The organism is Streptomyces sp. NPDC006294 (assembly GCF_042870895.1).
Lineage (GTDB): Bacteria > Actinomycetota > Actinomycetes > Streptomycetales > Streptomycetaceae > Streptomyces.
The window spans coordinates 384,134-400,220 of record NZ_JBIAHV010000005.1 but is presented as its reverse complement, the minus strand read 5'-3'; the positions used below and the strand labels follow the sequence as shown (position 1 = coordinate 400,220).

16 protein-coding genes are annotated in these 16,087 nt (G+C 69.2%); 15 read left to right on the top strand and 1 reads right to left on the bottom strand.

From position 1 onward, the window contains the following. The first annotated feature begins 45 nt into the window (after positions 1 to 45). From prmC to ACFYOP_RS11545, 15 genes are all read left to right on the top strand, one after another. A complete protein-coding gene (prmC, locus tag ACFYOP_RS11615; protein WP_356892619.1) occupies positions 46 to 891 on the top strand; it encodes a peptide chain release factor N(5)-glutamine methyltransferase in 846 nt (281 codons plus the stop codon). Between the two features lie 40 nt (positions 892 to 931). Beyond that, on the top strand, positions 932 to 1,579 hold the full coding sequence (locus ACFYOP_RS11610) for an L-threonylcarbamoyladenylate synthase (RefSeq protein ID WP_356892621.1): 648 nt from the start codon (positions 932 to 934) through the stop codon (positions 1,577 to 1,579). After that, positions 1,576 to 2,235, top strand: coding sequence for a protein-tyrosine-phosphatase (locus tag ACFYOP_RS11605; RefSeq protein ID WP_356892623.1), 660 nt, complete (start codon positions 1,576 to 1,578; stop codon positions 2,233 to 2,235). The genes ACFYOP_RS11610 and ACFYOP_RS11605 overlap by 4 nt, the downstream gene beginning before the upstream one ends. A 449-nt stretch (positions 2,236 to 2,684) precedes the next feature. Then, entirely contained in the window at positions 2,685 to 3,947 is a 1,263-nt protein-coding gene (gene glyA, locus ACFYOP_RS11600; protein WP_356892625.1) for a serine hydroxymethyltransferase, read from the top strand. 117 nt (positions 3,948 to 4,064) lie between these two features. Beyond that, the gene (locus ACFYOP_RS11595) at positions 4,065 to 5,387 is read left to right on the top strand and encodes an MraY family glycosyltransferase (RefSeq protein WP_356892627.1); all 1,323 of its coding nucleotides are present in this window, start codon (positions 4,065 to 4,067) and stop codon (positions 5,385 to 5,387) included. A 322-nt stretch (positions 5,388 to 5,709) separates the two neighbouring features. Continuing rightward, positions 5,710 to 6,147, top strand: a complete 438-nt coding sequence (locus ACFYOP_RS11590; protein WP_356892629.1) for a hypothetical protein — start codon at positions 5,710 to 5,712, stop codon at positions 6,145 to 6,147. A 225-nt stretch (positions 6,148 to 6,372) separates the two neighbouring features. Then, on the top strand, positions 6,373 to 7,194 hold the full coding sequence (gene atpB, locus ACFYOP_RS11585; protein WP_356892631.1) for a F0F1 ATP synthase subunit A: 822 nt from the start codon (positions 6,373 to 6,375) through the stop codon (positions 7,192 to 7,194). Positions 7,195 to 7,266: 72 nt separating this feature from the next. Beyond that, positions 7,267 to 7,491, top strand: coding sequence for an ATP synthase F0 subunit C (gene atpE / locus ACFYOP_RS11580; protein WP_356892633.1), 225 nt, complete (start codon positions 7,267 to 7,269; stop codon positions 7,489 to 7,491). Between the two features lie 39 nt (positions 7,492 to 7,530). After that, positions 7,531 to 8,085 (top strand): F0F1 ATP synthase subunit B, encoded by a 555-nt coding sequence (locus ACFYOP_RS11575; RefSeq protein ID WP_264247214.1) that lies wholly within the window; start codon positions 7,531 to 7,533, stop codon positions 8,083 to 8,085. Then, entirely contained in the window at positions 8,082 to 8,897 is an 816-nt protein-coding gene (locus ACFYOP_RS11570) for a F0F1 ATP synthase subunit delta (RefSeq protein ID WP_356892635.1), read from the top strand. Before ACFYOP_RS11575 ends, ACFYOP_RS11570 begins: the two co-directional genes overlap by 4 nt. Before the next feature lie 134 nt (positions 8,898 to 9,031). Continuing rightward, complete coding sequence (atpA, locus tag ACFYOP_RS11565) at positions 9,032 to 10,624, top strand: F0F1 ATP synthase subunit alpha (protein WP_356892637.1); 1,593 nt, start codon at positions 9,032 to 9,034, stop codon at positions 10,622 to 10,624. A 21-nt stretch (positions 10,625 to 10,645) separates the two neighbouring features. Then, entirely contained in the window at positions 10,646 to 11,563 is a 918-nt protein-coding gene (locus ACFYOP_RS11560) for a F0F1 ATP synthase subunit gamma (protein ID WP_356892639.1), read from the top strand. Further along, entirely contained in the window at positions 11,563 to 13,005 is a 1,443-nt protein-coding gene (gene atpD, locus ACFYOP_RS11555; protein ID WP_356892641.1) for a F0F1 ATP synthase subunit beta, read from the top strand. Before ACFYOP_RS11560 ends, atpD begins: the two co-directional genes overlap by 1 nt. Positions 13,006 to 13,200: 195 nt before the next feature. After that, entirely contained in the window at positions 13,201 to 13,575 is a 375-nt protein-coding gene (locus ACFYOP_RS11550; RefSeq protein ID WP_356892643.1) for a F0F1 ATP synthase subunit epsilon, read from the top strand. Positions 13,576 to 13,708: 133 nt separating this feature from the next. Next, a complete protein-coding gene (locus ACFYOP_RS11545) occupies positions 13,709 to 14,155 on the top strand; it encodes a DUF2550 domain-containing protein (protein ID WP_356892645.1) in 447 nt (148 codons plus the stop codon). A 153-nt stretch (positions 14,156 to 14,308) separates the two neighbouring features. Here the strand turns inward: ACFYOP_RS11545 and ACFYOP_RS11540 are convergent, their stop codons facing one another. Further along, complete coding sequence (locus tag ACFYOP_RS11540) at positions 14,309 to 16,078, bottom strand: glycoside hydrolase family 18 chitinase (RefSeq protein WP_356892949.1); 1,770 nt, start codon at positions 16,076 to 16,078, stop codon at positions 14,309 to 14,311. Between the last annotated feature and the right edge of the window lie 9 nt (positions 16,079 to 16,087).

Genomic DNA, 16,087 nt, shown 5'->3' with positions numbered 1-16,087 from the left:
GGGTTTGCAGACGGTCCGCACGAGCGTCACAGGAAGGGTAGGCGCGTGAACCTGTTGCTTGCCGAGGTGGCCCAGGCCACCCAGCGGCTGGCGGACGCCGGCGTGCCGTCTCCGCGTTTCGACGCGGAGGAGCTCGCCGCGTTCGTGCACGGCGTGAAGCGCGGAGAGCTCCACAACGTCAAGGACACCGACTTCGACGCCCGCTACTGGGAGGCCGTCGCCCGCCGTGAGGCCCGCGAACCGCTCCAGCACATCACCGGCCGTGCCTTCTTCCGCTATCTGGAACTCCAGGTCGGCCCCGGCGTCTTCGTCCCCCGCCCCGAGACCGAGTCGGTCGTGGGCTGGGCGATAGAGGCCGTACGCGCCATGGACGTCGTGGAGCCGCTCATCGTCGACCTGTGCTCCGGCTCCGGCGCCATCGCGCTCGCCATGGCCCAGGAGGTCCCGCGCTCGCGCGTGCACGCCGTGGAGCTGTCGGAGGACGCCCTGAGGTGGACCCGGAAGAACGCGGAGGGGTCCAGGGTCGCCGTCCACCAGGGCGACGCCCTCACGGCGCTGCCCGAGCTCGACGGCCAGGTCGACCTGGTGATCTCCAACCCGCCGTACATCCCGCTCACCGAGTGGGAGTACGTCGCGCCCGAGGCCCGCGACCACGACCCGCAGATGGCCCTGTTCTCCGGCGAGGACGGCCTGGACACCATCCGCGGCATCGAACGCACCGCGCACCGGCTGCTGAGGCCCGGCGGGCTCGTCGTCATCGAGCACGCCGACACCCAGGGCGGCCAGGTGCCGTGGATCTTCAACGAGGAATCCGGCTGGGCGGACGCGGCCGACCACCCCGATCTGAACAAGCGGCCGCGGTTCGCCACCGCCCGCAAGGCCATGCCATGACCAAGCACTTGACGAAGCACGTGTACGAGGAGGCCCGCTGATGGCTCGGCGATACGACTGCAACGATGCGACGGATCGCACCACCGGCCTGCGCGAGGCCGCGTCGGCCGTCCGCCGCGGCGAGCTCGTCGTGCTGCCCACCGACACGGTGTACGGGATCGGCGCCGACGCCTTCACCTCCGAGGCCGTCGCCGACCTGCTCGACGCCAAGGGGCGCGGCCGCAACATGCCCACCCCCGTCCTCATCGGCTCCCCGAACACCCTGCACGGGCTGGTCACCGACTTCTCCGAGCAGGCGTGGGAGCTCGTCGACGCCTTCTGGCCCGGCGCGCTGACCCTGGTCGCCAAGCACCAGCCGTCGCTGCAGTGGGACCTCGGCGACACCCGTGGCACCGTCGCGATCCGGATGCCGCTGCACCCGGTCGCGATCGAACTCCTCACCGAGGTCGGCCCGATGGCCGTCTCCAGCGCCAACCTGACGGGACACCCCTCGCCCGAGGACTGCGACGCCGCGCAAGAGATGCTCGGCGACTCCGTCTCCGTCTACCTCGACGGCGGTCCCACCCCCGGCATCGTGCCGTCGTCGATCGTCGACGTCACCGGCAGGGTCCCGGTGCTGCTGCGGGAGGGAGCCCTCTCCGCGGACGAGCTGCGCAAGGTGGTACCAGACCTCGAGGTGGCCAATTGACCGCCCCGCAGGGGCGTGGCATAGCGGAAACCAGCAGTACGGGCAGTACGGCGTCGACCTTCCGCATCCTCCACGTCAGCACCGGCAACGTCTGCCGCTCGCCGATCACCGAGCGGCTGACCCGCCATGCCCTGAGCGACCGCCTCGGCGATCCGCTCACGGGCGGCCTGATCGTGGAGAGCGCCGGCACGTGGGGGCACGAGGGCGCCCCGATGGAGGCCAACGCCGAGGTCGTCCTCGCCGACTTCGGCGCGGACGCGACCGGGTTCGTGGGGCGTGAGCTCCTCGACGAGCACGTCATCCGCGCCGACCTGGTCCTCACGGCGACCCGCGACCACCGGGCGCAGGTCATCTCCATGGGCCACTCGGCGGGCCTGCGGACCTTCACGCTCAAGGAGTTCACCCGCCTGGTCCGCGCCATAGACCCGGCGACGCTCCCGGACCCCCGGGACGAGGGCGTCGTCGAGCGCGCCCGTGCGCTGGTGCGGGCGGCGGCGGCGCTGCGCGGGTGGCTCCTGGCGCCGAGCCCCGACGCGGACGAGGTCTTCGACCCGTACGGGGCGCCGATCACGTTCTTCCGCTCGATCGGCGACGAGATCCACCAGGCCCTGGACCCGGTCGTCACCGCCCTGACGGGCGTCCCGACCCGCCGCTGACCCCCCGCCGTCCACCGGTCTCACCGGGGCGCTGCACCCGCGCCCCTGCGCCTCAATCGCCGGCGGGGCTGGAGCTTGCCGGTCTTGTCGGGGCTCCGCCCCGAGCCCCGCGCCTCGATCGCCGGTGGGGCTGGAGTTGCCCGGCTCGGGCTGGTTGCCGCGCAGCGGCAACTCAAGGGCCTGGGGTCCACCCACCGCCGCCAGGCCGTAGGGGGAGGTTGAGGCCACCGCGCGGCGCGCGGTACCGGTCCGGGCGGAGCCCGGCCCCGCCCCCCGCCCGCAGGGCGTACCGGGGGTGGGAGCCTCTCCGCGGCCGCCAGGCCGCAGGGGGGAGGTCGGGGAACAGGCCCGTGCAGCGGACGCGGCCGGTCGCGCATACACCGCGCGCGCCCCGCCCCGCCCGGTCCTACATTGGAGTGGCCGCACAGGCCCGAGGACCCGGAGCCGTCATGTCCGTAACACGTGCACGTGAAGCGCCCGCCCACCCCGCCCCCGCCCTCGACGCGTTGCGCCGCCAGGACCCCCAGATCGCGGACATCCTCTTCGGCGAGGCGCAGCGTCAGTCCACCACGCTGCAGCTCATCGCCGCGGAGAACTTCACCTCGCCCGCGGTCCTCGCCGCCCTCGGATCGCCGCTCGCGAACAAGTACGCAGAGGGCTATCCCGGCGCCCGCCACCACGGCGGCTGCGAACTCGTCGACGCCGCGGAGCGCATCGCGATCGAGCGGGCCACCGCGCTCTTCGGCGCGGAGCACGCCAACGTGCAGCCCCACTCCGGCTCCTCCGCCGTCCTCGCGGCGTACGCCGCCCTGCTGCGCCCCGGCGACACCGTGCTCGCCATGGGGCTCCCGTACGGCGGTCACCTGACCCACGGCTCGCCCGCGAACTTCTCCGGCCGCTGGTTCGACTTCGTCGGGTACGGCGTCGACGCCGAGTCCGGGCTGGTCGACTACGACCAGGTGCGCGTCCTGGCCCGCCGGCACCGGCCGAAGGCGCTCGTCTGCGGGTCGATCTCGTATCCCCGGCACCTCGACTACGAGCGGTTCCGCGACATCGCGGACGAGGCCGGCGCGTATCTGATCGCCGACGCCGCGCATCCGATCGGCCTGGTCGCCGGCGGCGCCGCGCCCAATCCGGTGCCGTACGCGGATGTGGTGTGCGCCACTACGCACAAGGTGCTGCGCGGCCCGCGGGGCGGGATGATCCTCTGCGGTGCGGAGCTTGCGGAGCGCATCGACCGGGCGGTGTTCCCGTTCACCCAGGGCGGCGCCCAGATGCACACGATCGCCGCGAAGGCCGTCGCGTTCGGCGAGGCGGCGACGCCGGCCTTCACCGCGTACGCGCACCAGGTGGTCGCCAACGCGCGGGAGCTGGCGGCGGCGCTCACGGCCGAGGGGCTGACCGTCCTGACGGACGGCACGGACACCCACATCATCGGCGCCGACCCGGCACCACTGGGCGTCGAGGGCAGGACGGCCCGCGGCAGGCTGGCCGCGGCGGGCATGGTGCTCGACACCTGTGCGCTCCCGTACGGGGACGGCCGCGGCATCCGGCTCGGCACCGCCGCGGTGACCACGCAGGGCATGGGCCGCCCGGAGATGGAGCGGATCGCGGCCCTGTTCACGGCGGCCCTGCGGGACGAGTCCGCGGCGCGCGACATCCGCGCGAAGGTGGCGGAACTCGTCGCGGGACACCCGCCGTTTCCCGGGTAGTCGCATTGGCGTGCTCTTCCTGTGCAACCATCGCGGGCCGGCGCATGTCCTCAAGCATGTGGCCACCACAGCTAAGGTGTGGGGCTGAGATGGCCAGCGATTCCTGTGGGGCAGCCCGTGCGTGATTACCTGCTGACGCTATGTGTCACGGCCGCGGTGACGTATCTGCTCACCGGGCCGGTGAGGAAGTTCGCCATCGCCAGTGGCGCGATGCCGGAGATCCGTGCACGCGACGTGCACCGCGAACCGACGCCGAGGCTCGGCGGGATCGCGATGTTCTTCGGTCTGTGCGCCGGACTGCTGGTCGCGGACCATCTGGAGAATCTGAACAGCGTCTTCGAGCTGTCGAACGAACCGAGGGCGCTGCTGTCCGGCGCCGCCCTGATCTGGATCATCGGCGTGCTGGACGACAAGTTCGAGATCGACGCCCTGATCAAGCTGGGTGGCCAGATGATCGCCGCCGGAGTCATGGTGGTCCAGGGTCTGACGATCCTGTGGATCCCGGTGCCCGGCGTGGGCACGGTCTCGCTGACGAGTTGGCAGGGGACCCTCCTCACGGTCGCCCTGGTCGTCATCACCATCAACGCGGTCAACTTCGTCGACGGGCTGGACGGTCTCGCGGCGGGCATGGTGTGCATCGCCGCGGCGGCGTTCTTCATCTACGCGTACCGGATCTGGGTCAGCTACGGCATCGAGGCCGCCGCCCCCGCCAGCCTGTTCACCGCGATCCTGATGGGCATGTGCCTGGGCTTCCTGCCGCACAACATGCATCCCGCGCGGATCTTCATGGGCGACTCGGGCTCGATGCTCATCGGCCTGGTGCTCGCCGCGGCGGCGATCTCGGTGACGGGCCAGGTCGACATGGACGCCATGAGGATCCACGAGGGCGGTACGCGCGAGGCGACGCACGCGGCGCTGCCGGTCTTCATCCCGCTGCTGCTGCCGTTCACGATCATCGCCATCCCGGTCGCGGACCTGCTGCTGGCGATCGTCCGCCGCACCTGGAAGGGCCAGTCGCCGTTCGCCGCGGACCGCGGTCACCTGCACCACCGGCTCCTGGAGATCGGCCACTCCCACAGCCGGGCCGTGCTGATCATGTACTTCTGGTCGGCGCTGATCGCCTTCGGCGTGGTGGCGTACTCGGTGCACTCGGTGATCTGGATCGTGTTCGTCGTCGTCGGGCTGAGCGCGGTCGGCCTCGTGCTCCTGCTCCTCCCGCGCTTCACCCCTCGCGCCCCCGGCTGGGCGGAGGGCTTCGTCCCGCCCCGCTACCGCCGCAGCCGCCGGGCGGCCGCTGCCGAGCAGCCCGAGCCGGCGGCGTCCGGCGCTGAGGAGCCGCGGGTGCCGGTCGCGGTTGGCGTCAGCGGTGTCAACGGCGCGACGGCCGTCGGAGCGCGCTCCCGCTTCCCTGACCGGGACCGCGCGGGCTCCCGCCGCTGATCCGCGGCCGGTCCGCCTGTACTCCCAAAGAGGCATGTCCGTCGCGGTTGGCTGACGCGGAGCGGACAGAACGGTGCATTACCACGTGAAACCCTTGGTTGTCGTGCACACACGGGCGCGTTCACTCTCATGTGTGAGAGTTGGCACACCACTGGGTAAAGACCTCATCAAATAGTTTGTGATACCGTTCACGAGACCCGGAGACAGCGCCGAAGGACCGTAGTGCGACGGTCCGTTGGCCCCCGAGGCCCATCTCGGGACCGGGCATACGCTCGTCCATGACGACACCACTTTGCCCCCACCAGCAAGCGGAGATGCCGCCATGCCGTCCACCGACGCACGCACCCTTGTTCATGCCGCCGTACCCACCGCTGCCGCCGGCGCTGTTGCCGCCGTCGTCAGCGCCGTGGTCGCGGGTGGCAAGGGCGCGATCGGGGCGATCGTGGCCACGCTGGTGGTGATCCTCTTCATGGGCATCGGGCTGTACGTCCTGCAGCGCGTGGCGAAGTCGCTGCCGCAGCTGTTCCAGGCGATGGGTCTGATGCTCTATACGGCACAGTTGCTGTTGCTGTTCATCTTTGTCGCGATGTTCAAGAACACGACGTTGTTCCACCCCAAGGCCTTCGCCATCACGCTGGTCGCACTGACCCTCGTCTGGATCGGTGCGCAGACCCGCGCACACATGAAGGCCAAGATCCTGTACGTCGAACCCGACTCCTCGACCGGCGGCAAGCCCGGAAACAAGGGGCCGTCATCGTGAGGGGTAGGGCCGGTATAAGGGCGAGTTCGGGATCCTGCTATCGTCCGGTGCCAACTGCGGCATCGCGGGCGCGGGCATCTGAGCTGACGCCTGCTCATTCGCGAGGCTTGATGCCCCACTGCCGCCCCATCATTCGAAACACCAGTCCAGTGCCGACCCGCGGCTGTGTGCCGCGCCGACACAACGAGGTTGCCGTACCTATGCGCCACGCTGAAGGAGCCCGCGGTGAGTGCTGACCCGACGCAGGTGCTCGCCTTCGAGACCGACTGCCACATCTTTGACGGTTGTGGCTTTCCGGCACCGGGCCTGCACTCGTTCCTGTTCGAGCCGCTCTGGGGCGACGGGGACAGCAATCTGTACTTCAACAAGACGATGCTGCTGGCGCTTCTGGGCTCCGTCATCATCGTCGGGTTTTTCTGGGCTGCCTTCCGCAACCCGAAGGTCGTCCCGGGCAAGCTGCAGATGGTCGCCGAGTCCGGTTACGACTTCATCCGCCGCGGTGTCGTCTACGAGACGATCGGCAAGCGTGAGGGCGAGAAGTACGTCCCCTTCGTGGTCGCGCTGTTCTTCTTCGTCTGGATGATGAACCTCTGGTCGATCATTCCGGTTGCGCAGTTCCCGGTGACGTCGATCATCGCTTACCCGATGGTGCTGGCCCTGCTGGTCTACATCACCTGGGTCAGCCTCACGTTCAAGCGTCACGGTTTCGTCGGAGCGTTCAAGAACTTCACCGGCTTCGACAAGTCGCTCGGCCCCGTGGCCTACCTGGCCGCGACGATCGAACTCTTCTCGAACCTCCTGGTCCGTCCCTTCACGCACGCCGTGCGACTCTTCGCGAACATGTTCGCGGGGCACACGCTGCTGCTGCTCTTCACGATCGCCAGCTGGTACCTGCTGAACGGCATCGGGATCGCCTACGCCGGCGTCTCGTTCGTGATGGTCATCGTGATGACGGCCTTCGAGCTCTTCATCCAGGCAGTTCAGGCATACGTCTTCGTGCTCCTGACCTGCACCTACATCCAGGGCGCGCTCGCCGAGCACCACTGAGCCCCCTCGCTGAAACCCAGATTCGTCCGGTGGCCAACCCCCACCGGTCCGTAAAGAGAAGGAAGAACTGGCATGTCTACGACCCTTGCTGCCGTCACCGGTGACCTCGGCTCCGTCGGTTACGGCCTTGCGGCCATCGGCCCCGGCGTCGGCGTCGGCATCATCTTCGGTAACGGCACCCAGGCTCTTGCCCGCCAGCCCGAGGCTGCCGGTCTGATCCGCGCCAACCAGATTCTCGGCTTCGCGTTCTGTGAGGCCCTCGCCCTCATCGGTCTGGTCATGCCGTTCGTCTACTAGGACGAACTGCGACCAGTCGAACCGACGAAAGGCACTGATGTGAACCCCATGGTTCAGCTCGCGGCCGAGGGAGCGGAGAATCCGCTTATCCCGCCGATTCCCGAGCTCGTCATCGGCCTGATCGCCTTCGTCATCGTCTTCGGCTTCCTCGCCAAAAAGCTCCTCCCGAACATCAACAAGGTTCTGGAAGAGCGTCGCGAGGCGATCGAAGGCGGTATCGAGAAGGCCGATGCGGCCAAGACCGAGGCCGAGAGCGTCCTTGAGCAGTACAAGGCGCAGCTCGCCGAGGCCCGTCACGAGGCCGCTCGGCTGCGCCAGGAGGCGACCGAGCAGGGCACCGCGATCATCCAGGAGATGAAGGCGGAAGGCCAGCGGCAGCGTGAGGAGATCATCGCGGCCGGCCACGCCCAGATCGAGGCCGACCGCAAGGCCGCGGCCGCGGCGCTGCGTCAGGACGTGGGCAAGCTCGCCACCGACCTGGCCGGCAAGCTGGTGGGCGAGTCCCTCGAGGACCACGCCCGCCAGAGCCGCACCATCGACCGCTTCCTCGACTCGCTCGAGGACGGCGCTTCGAAGGCCGAGGCAACCCGATGAACGGAGCCAGCCGCGAGGCGCTGGCCGCCGCGCACGAGTCGCTCGACGCGCTGACCGACAACACGTCGGTCGACGTGGCGAAGCTCGCCGGTGAGCTGGCTGCCGTCACCACGCTGCTCGACCGTGAGGTGTCCCTGCGTCGGGTCCTCACGGACCCGGCGCAGGCCGCCGAGGCCAAGGCCGAGCTGGCCGGACGCATCTTCGCCGGTCAGGTCGGCGGCGAGACCGCCGACCTGCTGAAGGGCATGGTCCGGTCCCGCTGGTCGCAGTCGCGCGACCTGGTCGACTCGCTCGAGGAACTGGCGAACACCGCAGACCTCACGGCGGCCCAGCAGACCGGTGCGCTCGACAACGTCGAGGACGAGCTGTTCCGCTTCGGCCGGATCCTTTCGTCCAGCACCGAGCTGCGGTCGGCACTGACCAACCGGTCGGCCACGGTGACCGCCAAGGGCGAGCTGCTGCGCAGCCTGCTCGGCGGCAAGGTCGACCCGGTCACCGAGCGTCTGATCGTCCGTCTCGTCACACAGCCGCGGGGACGTAGCCTGGAGTCGGGACTCGACTCCCTGTCCAAGCTCGCCGCGGCGCGGCGGGACCGGATGGTCGCCGTCGTCACCTCGGCGGTTCCGCTCTCCGAGGCGCAGAAGCAGCGCCTCGGAGCGGGTCTGGCGCGGATTTACGGCCGTGACATGCACCTCAATCTCGAAGTGGACCCGACGGTCCTCGGCGGGATCACGGTGCGGGTCGGCGACGAGATCATCAACGGCACCGTCGCGGAGCGTCTCGAAGAGGCGACCCGCCGGATGGCCGGCTGACGCGCGCAGCGCACCAAAAGAACGCAAGACCAGCGGCCCGGTTGGGCCGTGCAGAGATTGCAGAAGATTCCTGGGGGTCGGCCCCCAGACCCCCAAAGAAACTTCGGGCCCAACAAGGAGAGCAGGGAACCCAGATGGCGGAGCTCACGATCCGGCCGGAGGAGATCCGGGACGCGCTGGAGAACTTTGTCCAGTCGTACCAGCCGGACGCGGCCTCGCGCGAGGAGGTCGGCACGGTCAGCCTGGCCGGCGACGGTATCGCGAAGGTCGAGGGTCTTCCCTCGGCCATGGCGAACGAGCTGCTGAAGTTCGAGGACGGCACCCTCGGTCTCGCCCTCAACCTCGAGGAGCGCGAGATCGGCGCGATCGTCCTCGGCGAGTTCAACGGTATCGAGGAGGGTCAGCCGGTCACCCGCACCGGTGAGGTCCTCTCGGTCGGTGTCGGCGAGGGCTACCTCGGCCGTGTCGTCGACCCCCTCGGCAACCCGATCGACGGTCTCGGCGAGATCGCGACCGACGGCCGTCGCGCCCTCGAGCTGCAGGCCCCGGGCGTCATGGCCCGTAAGTCGGTGCACGAGCCGATGCAGACCGGTTACAAGGCCGTCGACGCCATGGTGCCGATCGGCCGCGGCCAGCGTCAGCTGGTCATCGGCGACCGCCAGACCGGCAAGACCGCACTGGCCGTCGACACGATCATCAACCAGCGCGACAACTGGCGCTCCGGCGACCCGAAGAAGCAGGTTCGCTGCATCTACGTCGCCATCGGCCAGAAGGGCTCGACCATCGCGTCCGTGCGCGGCGCCCTGGAAGAGGCCGGCGCGCTCGAGTACACGACGATCGTCGCCGCCCCGGCGTCCGACCCGGCCGGCTTCAAGTACCTCGCCCCGTACACCGGCTCGGCCATCGGCCAGCACTGGATGTACGACGGCAAGCACGTCCTCATCATCTTCGACGACCTCTCGAAGCAGGCCGACGCCTACCGCGCCGTGTCCCTGCTGCTGCGCCGCCCGCCGGGCCGTGAGGCCTACCCGGGTGACGTCTTCTACCTGCACTCGCGTCTGCTGGAGCGCTGCGCCAAGCTCTCCGACGACATGGGCGCCGGTTCGATGACGGGTCTGCCCATCGTCGAGACCAAGGCGAACGACGTGTCGGCGTTCATCCCGACCAACGTCATCTCCATCACCGACGGTCAGTGCTTCCTGGAGTCCGACCTGTTCAACGCCGGTCAGCGGCCGGCCCTGAACGTCGGCATCTCGGTCTCCCGTGTGGGTGGTTCCGCCCAGCACAAGGCCATGAAGCAGGTCTCCGGCCGACTGCGCGTGGACCTCGCCCAGTACCGCGAGCTGGAGGCGTTCGCCGCCTTCGGTTCCGACCTGGACGCGGCCTCCAAGGCTCAGATGGAGCGCGGCAAGCGCATGGTCGAGCTGCTGAAGCAGGGCCAGTACCAGCCGATGCCCGTCGAGGAGCAGGTCGTCTCCGTCTGGGCCGGTACCACCGGCAAGATGGACGACGTCCCGGTCGCCGACATCCGTCGCTTCGAGTCGGAGCTGCTGGAGCACCTGCGCCGTGAGCGCAAGGAGCTGCTCACCAGCATCGCCGAGGGCGGCAAGATGTCGGACGACACCCTCCAGTCCGTCGCTGACGCCATCGCCGCGTTCAAGAAGCAGTTCGAGACCTCGGACGGCAAGCTTCTGGGCGAGGACGCTCCGGTCAGCACCGCCAAGTAGACGACGGAAGGGACCTGACTCATGGGAGCCCAGCTCCGGGTCTACAAGCGTCGCATCAAATCCGTCACCGCGACCAAGAAGATCACCAAGGCGATGGAGATGATCGCCGCCTCGCGCATCGTCAAGGCGCAGCGCCAGGTGGCGGCCTCCACGCCGTACGCGACCGAGCTCACCCGTGCGGTGACCGCGGTGGCGACGGGGTCGACGACGAATCACGCCCTGACCACAGAGGCTGAGAACCCGACGCGGGCCGCGATCCTGCTCATCACGAGCGACCGCGGTCTGGCCGGCGGCTACTCCGCCAACGCCCTCAAGGCGGCCGAGCAGCTCACCGAGCGGCTCCGCGGCGAGGGCAAGGAGATCGACGCCTACATCGTCGGTCGCAAGGGCGTGTCGTACTACGGCTTCCGTGAGCGCAAGGTCACGGAGTCGTGGACGGGCTTCACCGACAACCCGACGTACGCGGACGCCAAGATGGTCGCGGCCCCGCTGATCGCGGCGATCGAGAAGGACACGGCCGAGGGTGGTGTGGACGAGCTCCACATCGTCTTCACCGAGTTCGTCTCGATGCTGACGCAGACGCCGGTGCAGAACCGGCTGCTGCCCCTCAGCCTCGAGCAGGCGAAGGAGGAGACGGCCAAGAAGGACGAGATCCTTCCGCTGTTCGACTTCGAGCCGTCGGCCGAGGACGTCCTCGACGCCCTCCTGCCGCGCTACGTCGAGAGCCGGATCTACAACGCGCTGCTCCAGGCGGCTGCTTCCAAGCACGCCGCCACCCGCCGCGCGATGAAGTCGGCGACCGACAACGCCGGAGAGCTCATCAAGAGTCTCGGCCGGCTTGCCAACGCGGCCCGCCAGGCCGAAATCACCCAGGAAATCAGCGAGATCGTCGGTGGAGCCAGCGCCCTGGCCGACGCGACCGCGGGGAGTGACAAGTAATGACGACGACAGTTGAGACGGCCGCTGCCACGGGCCGCGTCGCCCGGGTCATCGGCCCGGTCGTCGACGTGGAGTTCCCCGTCGACGCAATGCCGGAGATCTACAACGCGCTGACCGTCCAGGTCGCCGACCCGGCTCTGGAGGGCGCGCTCAAGACGCTGACCCTCGAGGTCGCCCAGCACCTGGGCGACGGTGTGGTCCGTGCGATCTCGATGCAGCCCACCGACGGTCTGGTCCGCCAGGCTCCGGTGACCGACACGGGCAACGGCATCACCGTTCCCGTCGGTGACTTCACCAAGGGCAAGGTGTTCAACACGCTCGGTGAGGTGCTGAACGTCCCCGAGGAGAACGGCAACGCCACCGAGCGCTGGCCGATCCACCGCAAGGCCCCGAGCTTCGACCAGCTCGAGTCGAAGACCGAGATGTTCGAGACCGGCGTCAAGGTCATCGACCTTCTCACCCCGTACGTCAAGGGTGGAAAGATCGGTCTGTTCGGTGGTGCCGGTGTCGGCAAGACCGTGCTGATCCAGGAAATGATCTACCGCGTCGCCAACCTCCACGAGGGTGTGTCGGTGTTCGCGGGCGTCGGTGAGCGTACCCGTGAGGGCAACGACCTCATCGAGGAGATGAGCGAGTCGGGCGTCATCGACAAGACCGCCCTGGTCTTCGGTCAGATGGACGAGCCCCCGGGCACCCGTCTCCGTGTCGCCCTGGCCGGTCTGACCATGGCGGAGTACTTCCGCGATGTGCAGAAGCAGGACGTGCTCTTCTTCATCGACAACATCTTCCGGTACACCCAGGCCGGCTCCGAGGTGTCCACCCTGCTCGGCCGTATGCCGTCCGCGGTGGGTTACCAGCCGAACCTGGCCGACGAGATGGGTCTGCTGCAGGAGCGCATCACGTCGACGCGTGGCCACTCGATCACCTCGATGCAGGCGATCTACGTCCCCGCGGACGACCTGACCGACCCGGCCCCGGCCACCACCTTCGCCCACCTCGACGCGACGACGGTTCTCTCCCGTCCGATCTCCGAGAAGGGCATCTACCCGGCCGTGGACCCGCTGGACTCCACGTCCCGGATCCTGGACCCGCGCTACATCACGCAGGAGCACTACGACACCGCCACGCGGGTCAAGGGGATTCTGCAGAAGTACAAGGACCTCCAGGACATCATCGCGATTCTCGGTATCGACGAGCTGGGCGAGGAGGACAAGCTGGTTGTCCACCGTGCCCGTCGCGTGGAGCGCTTCCTGTCCCAGAACACCCACGTCGCCAAGCAGTTCACCGGCGTGGACGGTTCGGACGTGCCGCTCGACGAGTCGATCTCCGCGTTCAACGCGATCTGCAACGGTGAGTACGACCACTTCCCCGAGCAGGCGTTCTTCATGTGCGGTGGCATCGAGGACCTCAAGGCGAACGCCAAGGAACTCGGCGTCTCCTGAGCCGGCGACTCGGCTGAAGGGGGCGGGCGCGTCCCGCCCCCTTCGGTCCGCCTCTCGCTCCACCTCCGGGGGACCGATCCCCCGACCCCGGTCCTGCGCCGGGGGCGGGCCGGGACGCTTCCGCATCCCGCGCCCCATTAGACTTATGACCCAACACCCGGCATGACCGCCGGGTGGTGACCCGAGGAGCCAACCTTGGCTGCTGAGCTGCACGTCGAGCTGGTCGCCGCGGACCGCAGTGTCTGGTCCGGCGAGGCCACCCTGGTCGTCGCGCGCACCACGTCCGGCGACATCGGCGTCATGCCCGGTCACCAGCCGCTGCTCGGTGTGCTGGAGTCGGGCCCGGTGACCATCCGTACGAGTGAGGGTGGAACTGTCGTCGCCGCGGTGCACGGCGGATTCCTCTCGTTCGCGGACAACAAGCTGTCGCTGCTGGCGGAGATCGCCGAGCTGTCGGACGAGATCGATGTCCAGCGCGCCGAGCGTGCGCTGGAGCGCGCCAAGTCGGACACGGACGCCGCCGCCGAGCGGCGCGCCGACGTCCGTCTGCGTGCGGTGGCGGTGCGCTAGTCGCACCGACTCCGCGGATAGGTTTGTCCCTCAGCCGCGGCCGGCCCGGATCTCCTCCGGGCCGTGCCGCGGCTGAGGCGATGCGGGTGCACGTGATATTCGGTTACGGGACGATGCGAGGAGGTCGGTGGAGATGGTCCTCGCTCTGCTTGTGAGCGGTTGCGTTGTCGCCCTGGTGGTGGTCGGGCTGTTCGTCTTCGGACTGCGCAGGAGGCTGATCCAGCGGTCCGGCGGCACCTTCGACTGCAGCCTCCGCTGGAACATCCCGGAGGGGCAGGACGTCTCCGGCAAGGGCTGGGTGTACGGCGTCGCGCGGTACAACGGGGACCGGGTCGAGTGGTTCCGGATCTTCTCGTACGCCCCGCGCCCCCGTCGTGTCCTGGAGCGCTCGGCGATCGAGGTGCTGGCGCGCCGCACGCCCGAGGGCGAGGAGGAGCTGGCGCTGCCGGCCGGCGCGGTCGTGCTCGCGTGTCTGCACCGCGGGACGCGGCTGGAGCTGGCGATGAGCGAGGACGCGCTGACCGGTTTCCTCGCCTGGCTGGAGGCGGCGCCGCCCGGCCAGAGGGTCAATGTGGCGTGACGACGCCCCCGCCGGACCGGGTGACACAGCCCAGCCGGACCGGGTGACACAGCCCCGCCGGACCGGGTGACGTTGCACCGGGCCGTATGAGCGTGCGTGACGAAGCCCGGGAGAGGTGACTTTCCCGGGCTTCGCCGTCAGTGGGCCCCTGGCTTACTGGAGGCCGCTGTTGATCGCGCCGACCAGCTCGCCGTTGGCCGTGTCACCGCTGAACTCCCAGAAGAACGCGCCTCCGAGTCCCTGGTTGTTCGCCCAGTTCATCTTGGAGGTGACGGTCGCCGGGGTGTCGTAGCTCCACCAGTTGGTGCCGCAGTGCGCGTACGCCGTGCCCGCGACGGTTCCGGTGGCCGGGCAGGTGTTCTTGAGGACCTTGTAGTCCTCGATGCCCGCCTCGTACGTGCCCTGGGCCGCGCCCGTGGCCGTGCCGCCCGGCGCGGACTGGGTCACACCGGTCCAGCCGCGTCCGTAGAAGCCGATGCCGAGCAGCAGCTTCGCCGACGGCACGCCCTTCGACTTGAACTTGGCGATCGCCTCGGCCGAGTTGAAGCCCGCCTGCGGGATGCCCGGGTACGAGGTGAGCGGCGAGTGCGGGGCCGTCGGACCGTCCTTGGCCCAGGCGCCGAAGAAGTCGTACGTCATCACGTTGTACCAGTCGAGGTACTGCGCGGCGCCGCCGTAGTCGGCCGCGTCGATCTTGCCGCCGTTGCTGGCGTCCGCCGTGACCGCCGCCGTGACCAGGTTGTTCGCACCGAACTTGGCACGCATGGCCTGCATCATGTTCTTGAAGGCCGCCGGACCGGAGGTGTCGCAGGTCAGACCGCAGGCGTTCGGGTACTCCCAGTCCAGGTCGATGCCGTCGAAGACATCGGCCCAGCGCGGGTCCTCCACCAGGTCGTAGCAGGACTGGGCGAAGGCGGCCGGGTTCTGCACGGCCTGGCCGAAGCCGCCGGACCAGGTCCAGCCGCCGAACGACCACAGCACCTTGATGTGCGGGTACTGCGCCTTGAGCTTGCGCAGCTGGTTGAAGTTGCCGCGCAGCGGCTGGTCCCAGGTGTCGGCCTTGCCGTCGACGCTCTGGTCCGCGGTGTACGCCTTGTCGTAGTCGGCGTAGGCGTCACCGATGGTGCACTTGCCGCCGCTGACGTTGCCGAAGGCGTAGTTGATGTGCGTGATCTTCGCGGCCGAGCCGGAGGTCACCAGGTTCTTGACGTGGTAGTTGCGCCCGTAGACGCCCCAGTTCGTGAAGTAGCCCAGCTTGACCTTCGAGCCCGGGCCGGGGCCGCCGCCACCGTCGTCGCCGCCGGTGGTGCGGACCGCGACCGCGCCGCTGACCGCTCCGGTCTGGTCCGCGGTGTCGCGGGCCTGGACCGTGTACGAGTAGTCGGTGCCGGCCGTCAGGCCCGTGTTGGTGTACGTGGTGCCGGTCACCGTGGCGACCTTGGCGCCGTCGCGCAGGACGTCGTAGTTCTTGACGCCGTTGTCGTCGGTGGCCGCGCTCCAGCTCAGCCTCACCGAGGTGTCGGTGATGTCGGAGGCCGTGGGGGTGCCGGGGGCGGAGGGCGGGTTGTCACCGGGGACGCTGCCGCCGTCGCAGGAGGCGCCGTTCAGCTTGCAGTTGGACGGCGAGCCGGTGCCGCTGCCGTTGAAGCCGAAGGAGACGGAGGCGCCGGGGGAGAGCGTGCCGTTCCAGCCGCTGTTCTTGGCGGTCCAGTGGTCGCCGGAGTTGGTGACCGTGGCGTCCCAGGCGGAGGTGACCTTGGTGCCGGAGGGGAAGTCCCACTCGACCGCCCAGGAGCTGATCGTCGTGGTGCCGGTGTTCTTCACCGTCCACTTGCCCTCGAAACCGGTGCCCCAGTCGGCGGACTTGACGTACGTGGCGGTCGCCGAGGTGGCCGCCTGCGCCGGTGAGGCGAGGCCCACCATGGCGGCGAG

Bases quoted from the DNA above. Each gene is read 5' to 3' on its own strand.
- ACFYOP_RS11570 (WP_356892635.1), top strand. From the start codon at position 8,082: ATGAACGGAGCCAGCCGCGAGGCGCTGGCCGCCGCGCACGAGTCGCTC.
- glyA (WP_356892625.1), top strand. From the start codon at position 2,685: ATGTCCGTAACACGTGCACGTGAAGCGCCCGCCCACCCCGCCCCCGCC.
- ACFYOP_RS11610 (WP_356892621.1), top strand. From the start codon at position 932: ATGGCTCGGCGATACGACTGCAACGATGCGACGGATCGCACCACCGGC.
- atpD (WP_356892641.1), top strand. From the start codon at position 11,563: ATGACGACGACAGTTGAGACGGCCGCTGCCACGGGCCGCGTCGCCCGG.
- ACFYOP_RS11540 (WP_356892949.1), bottom strand. From the start codon at position 16,078: ATGGTGGGCCTCGCCTCACCGGCGCAGGCGGCCACCTCGGCGACCGCC.
- ACFYOP_RS11560 (WP_356892639.1), top strand. From the start codon at position 10,646: ATGGGAGCCCAGCTCCGGGTCTACAAGCGTCGCATCAAATCCGTCACC.
- atpE (WP_356892633.1), top strand. From the start codon at position 7,267: ATGTCTACGACCCTTGCTGCCGTCACCGGTGACCTCGGCTCCGTCGGT.
- ACFYOP_RS11545 (WP_356892645.1), top strand. From the start codon at position 13,709: ATGGTCCTCGCTCTGCTTGTGAGCGGTTGCGTTGTCGCCCTGGTGGTG.
- atpA (WP_356892637.1), top strand. From the start codon at position 9,032: ATGGCGGAGCTCACGATCCGGCCGGAGGAGATCCGGGACGCGCTGGAG.
- ACFYOP_RS11590 (WP_356892629.1), top strand. From the start codon at position 5,710: ATGCCGTCCACCGACGCACGCACCCTTGTTCATGCCGCCGTACCCACC.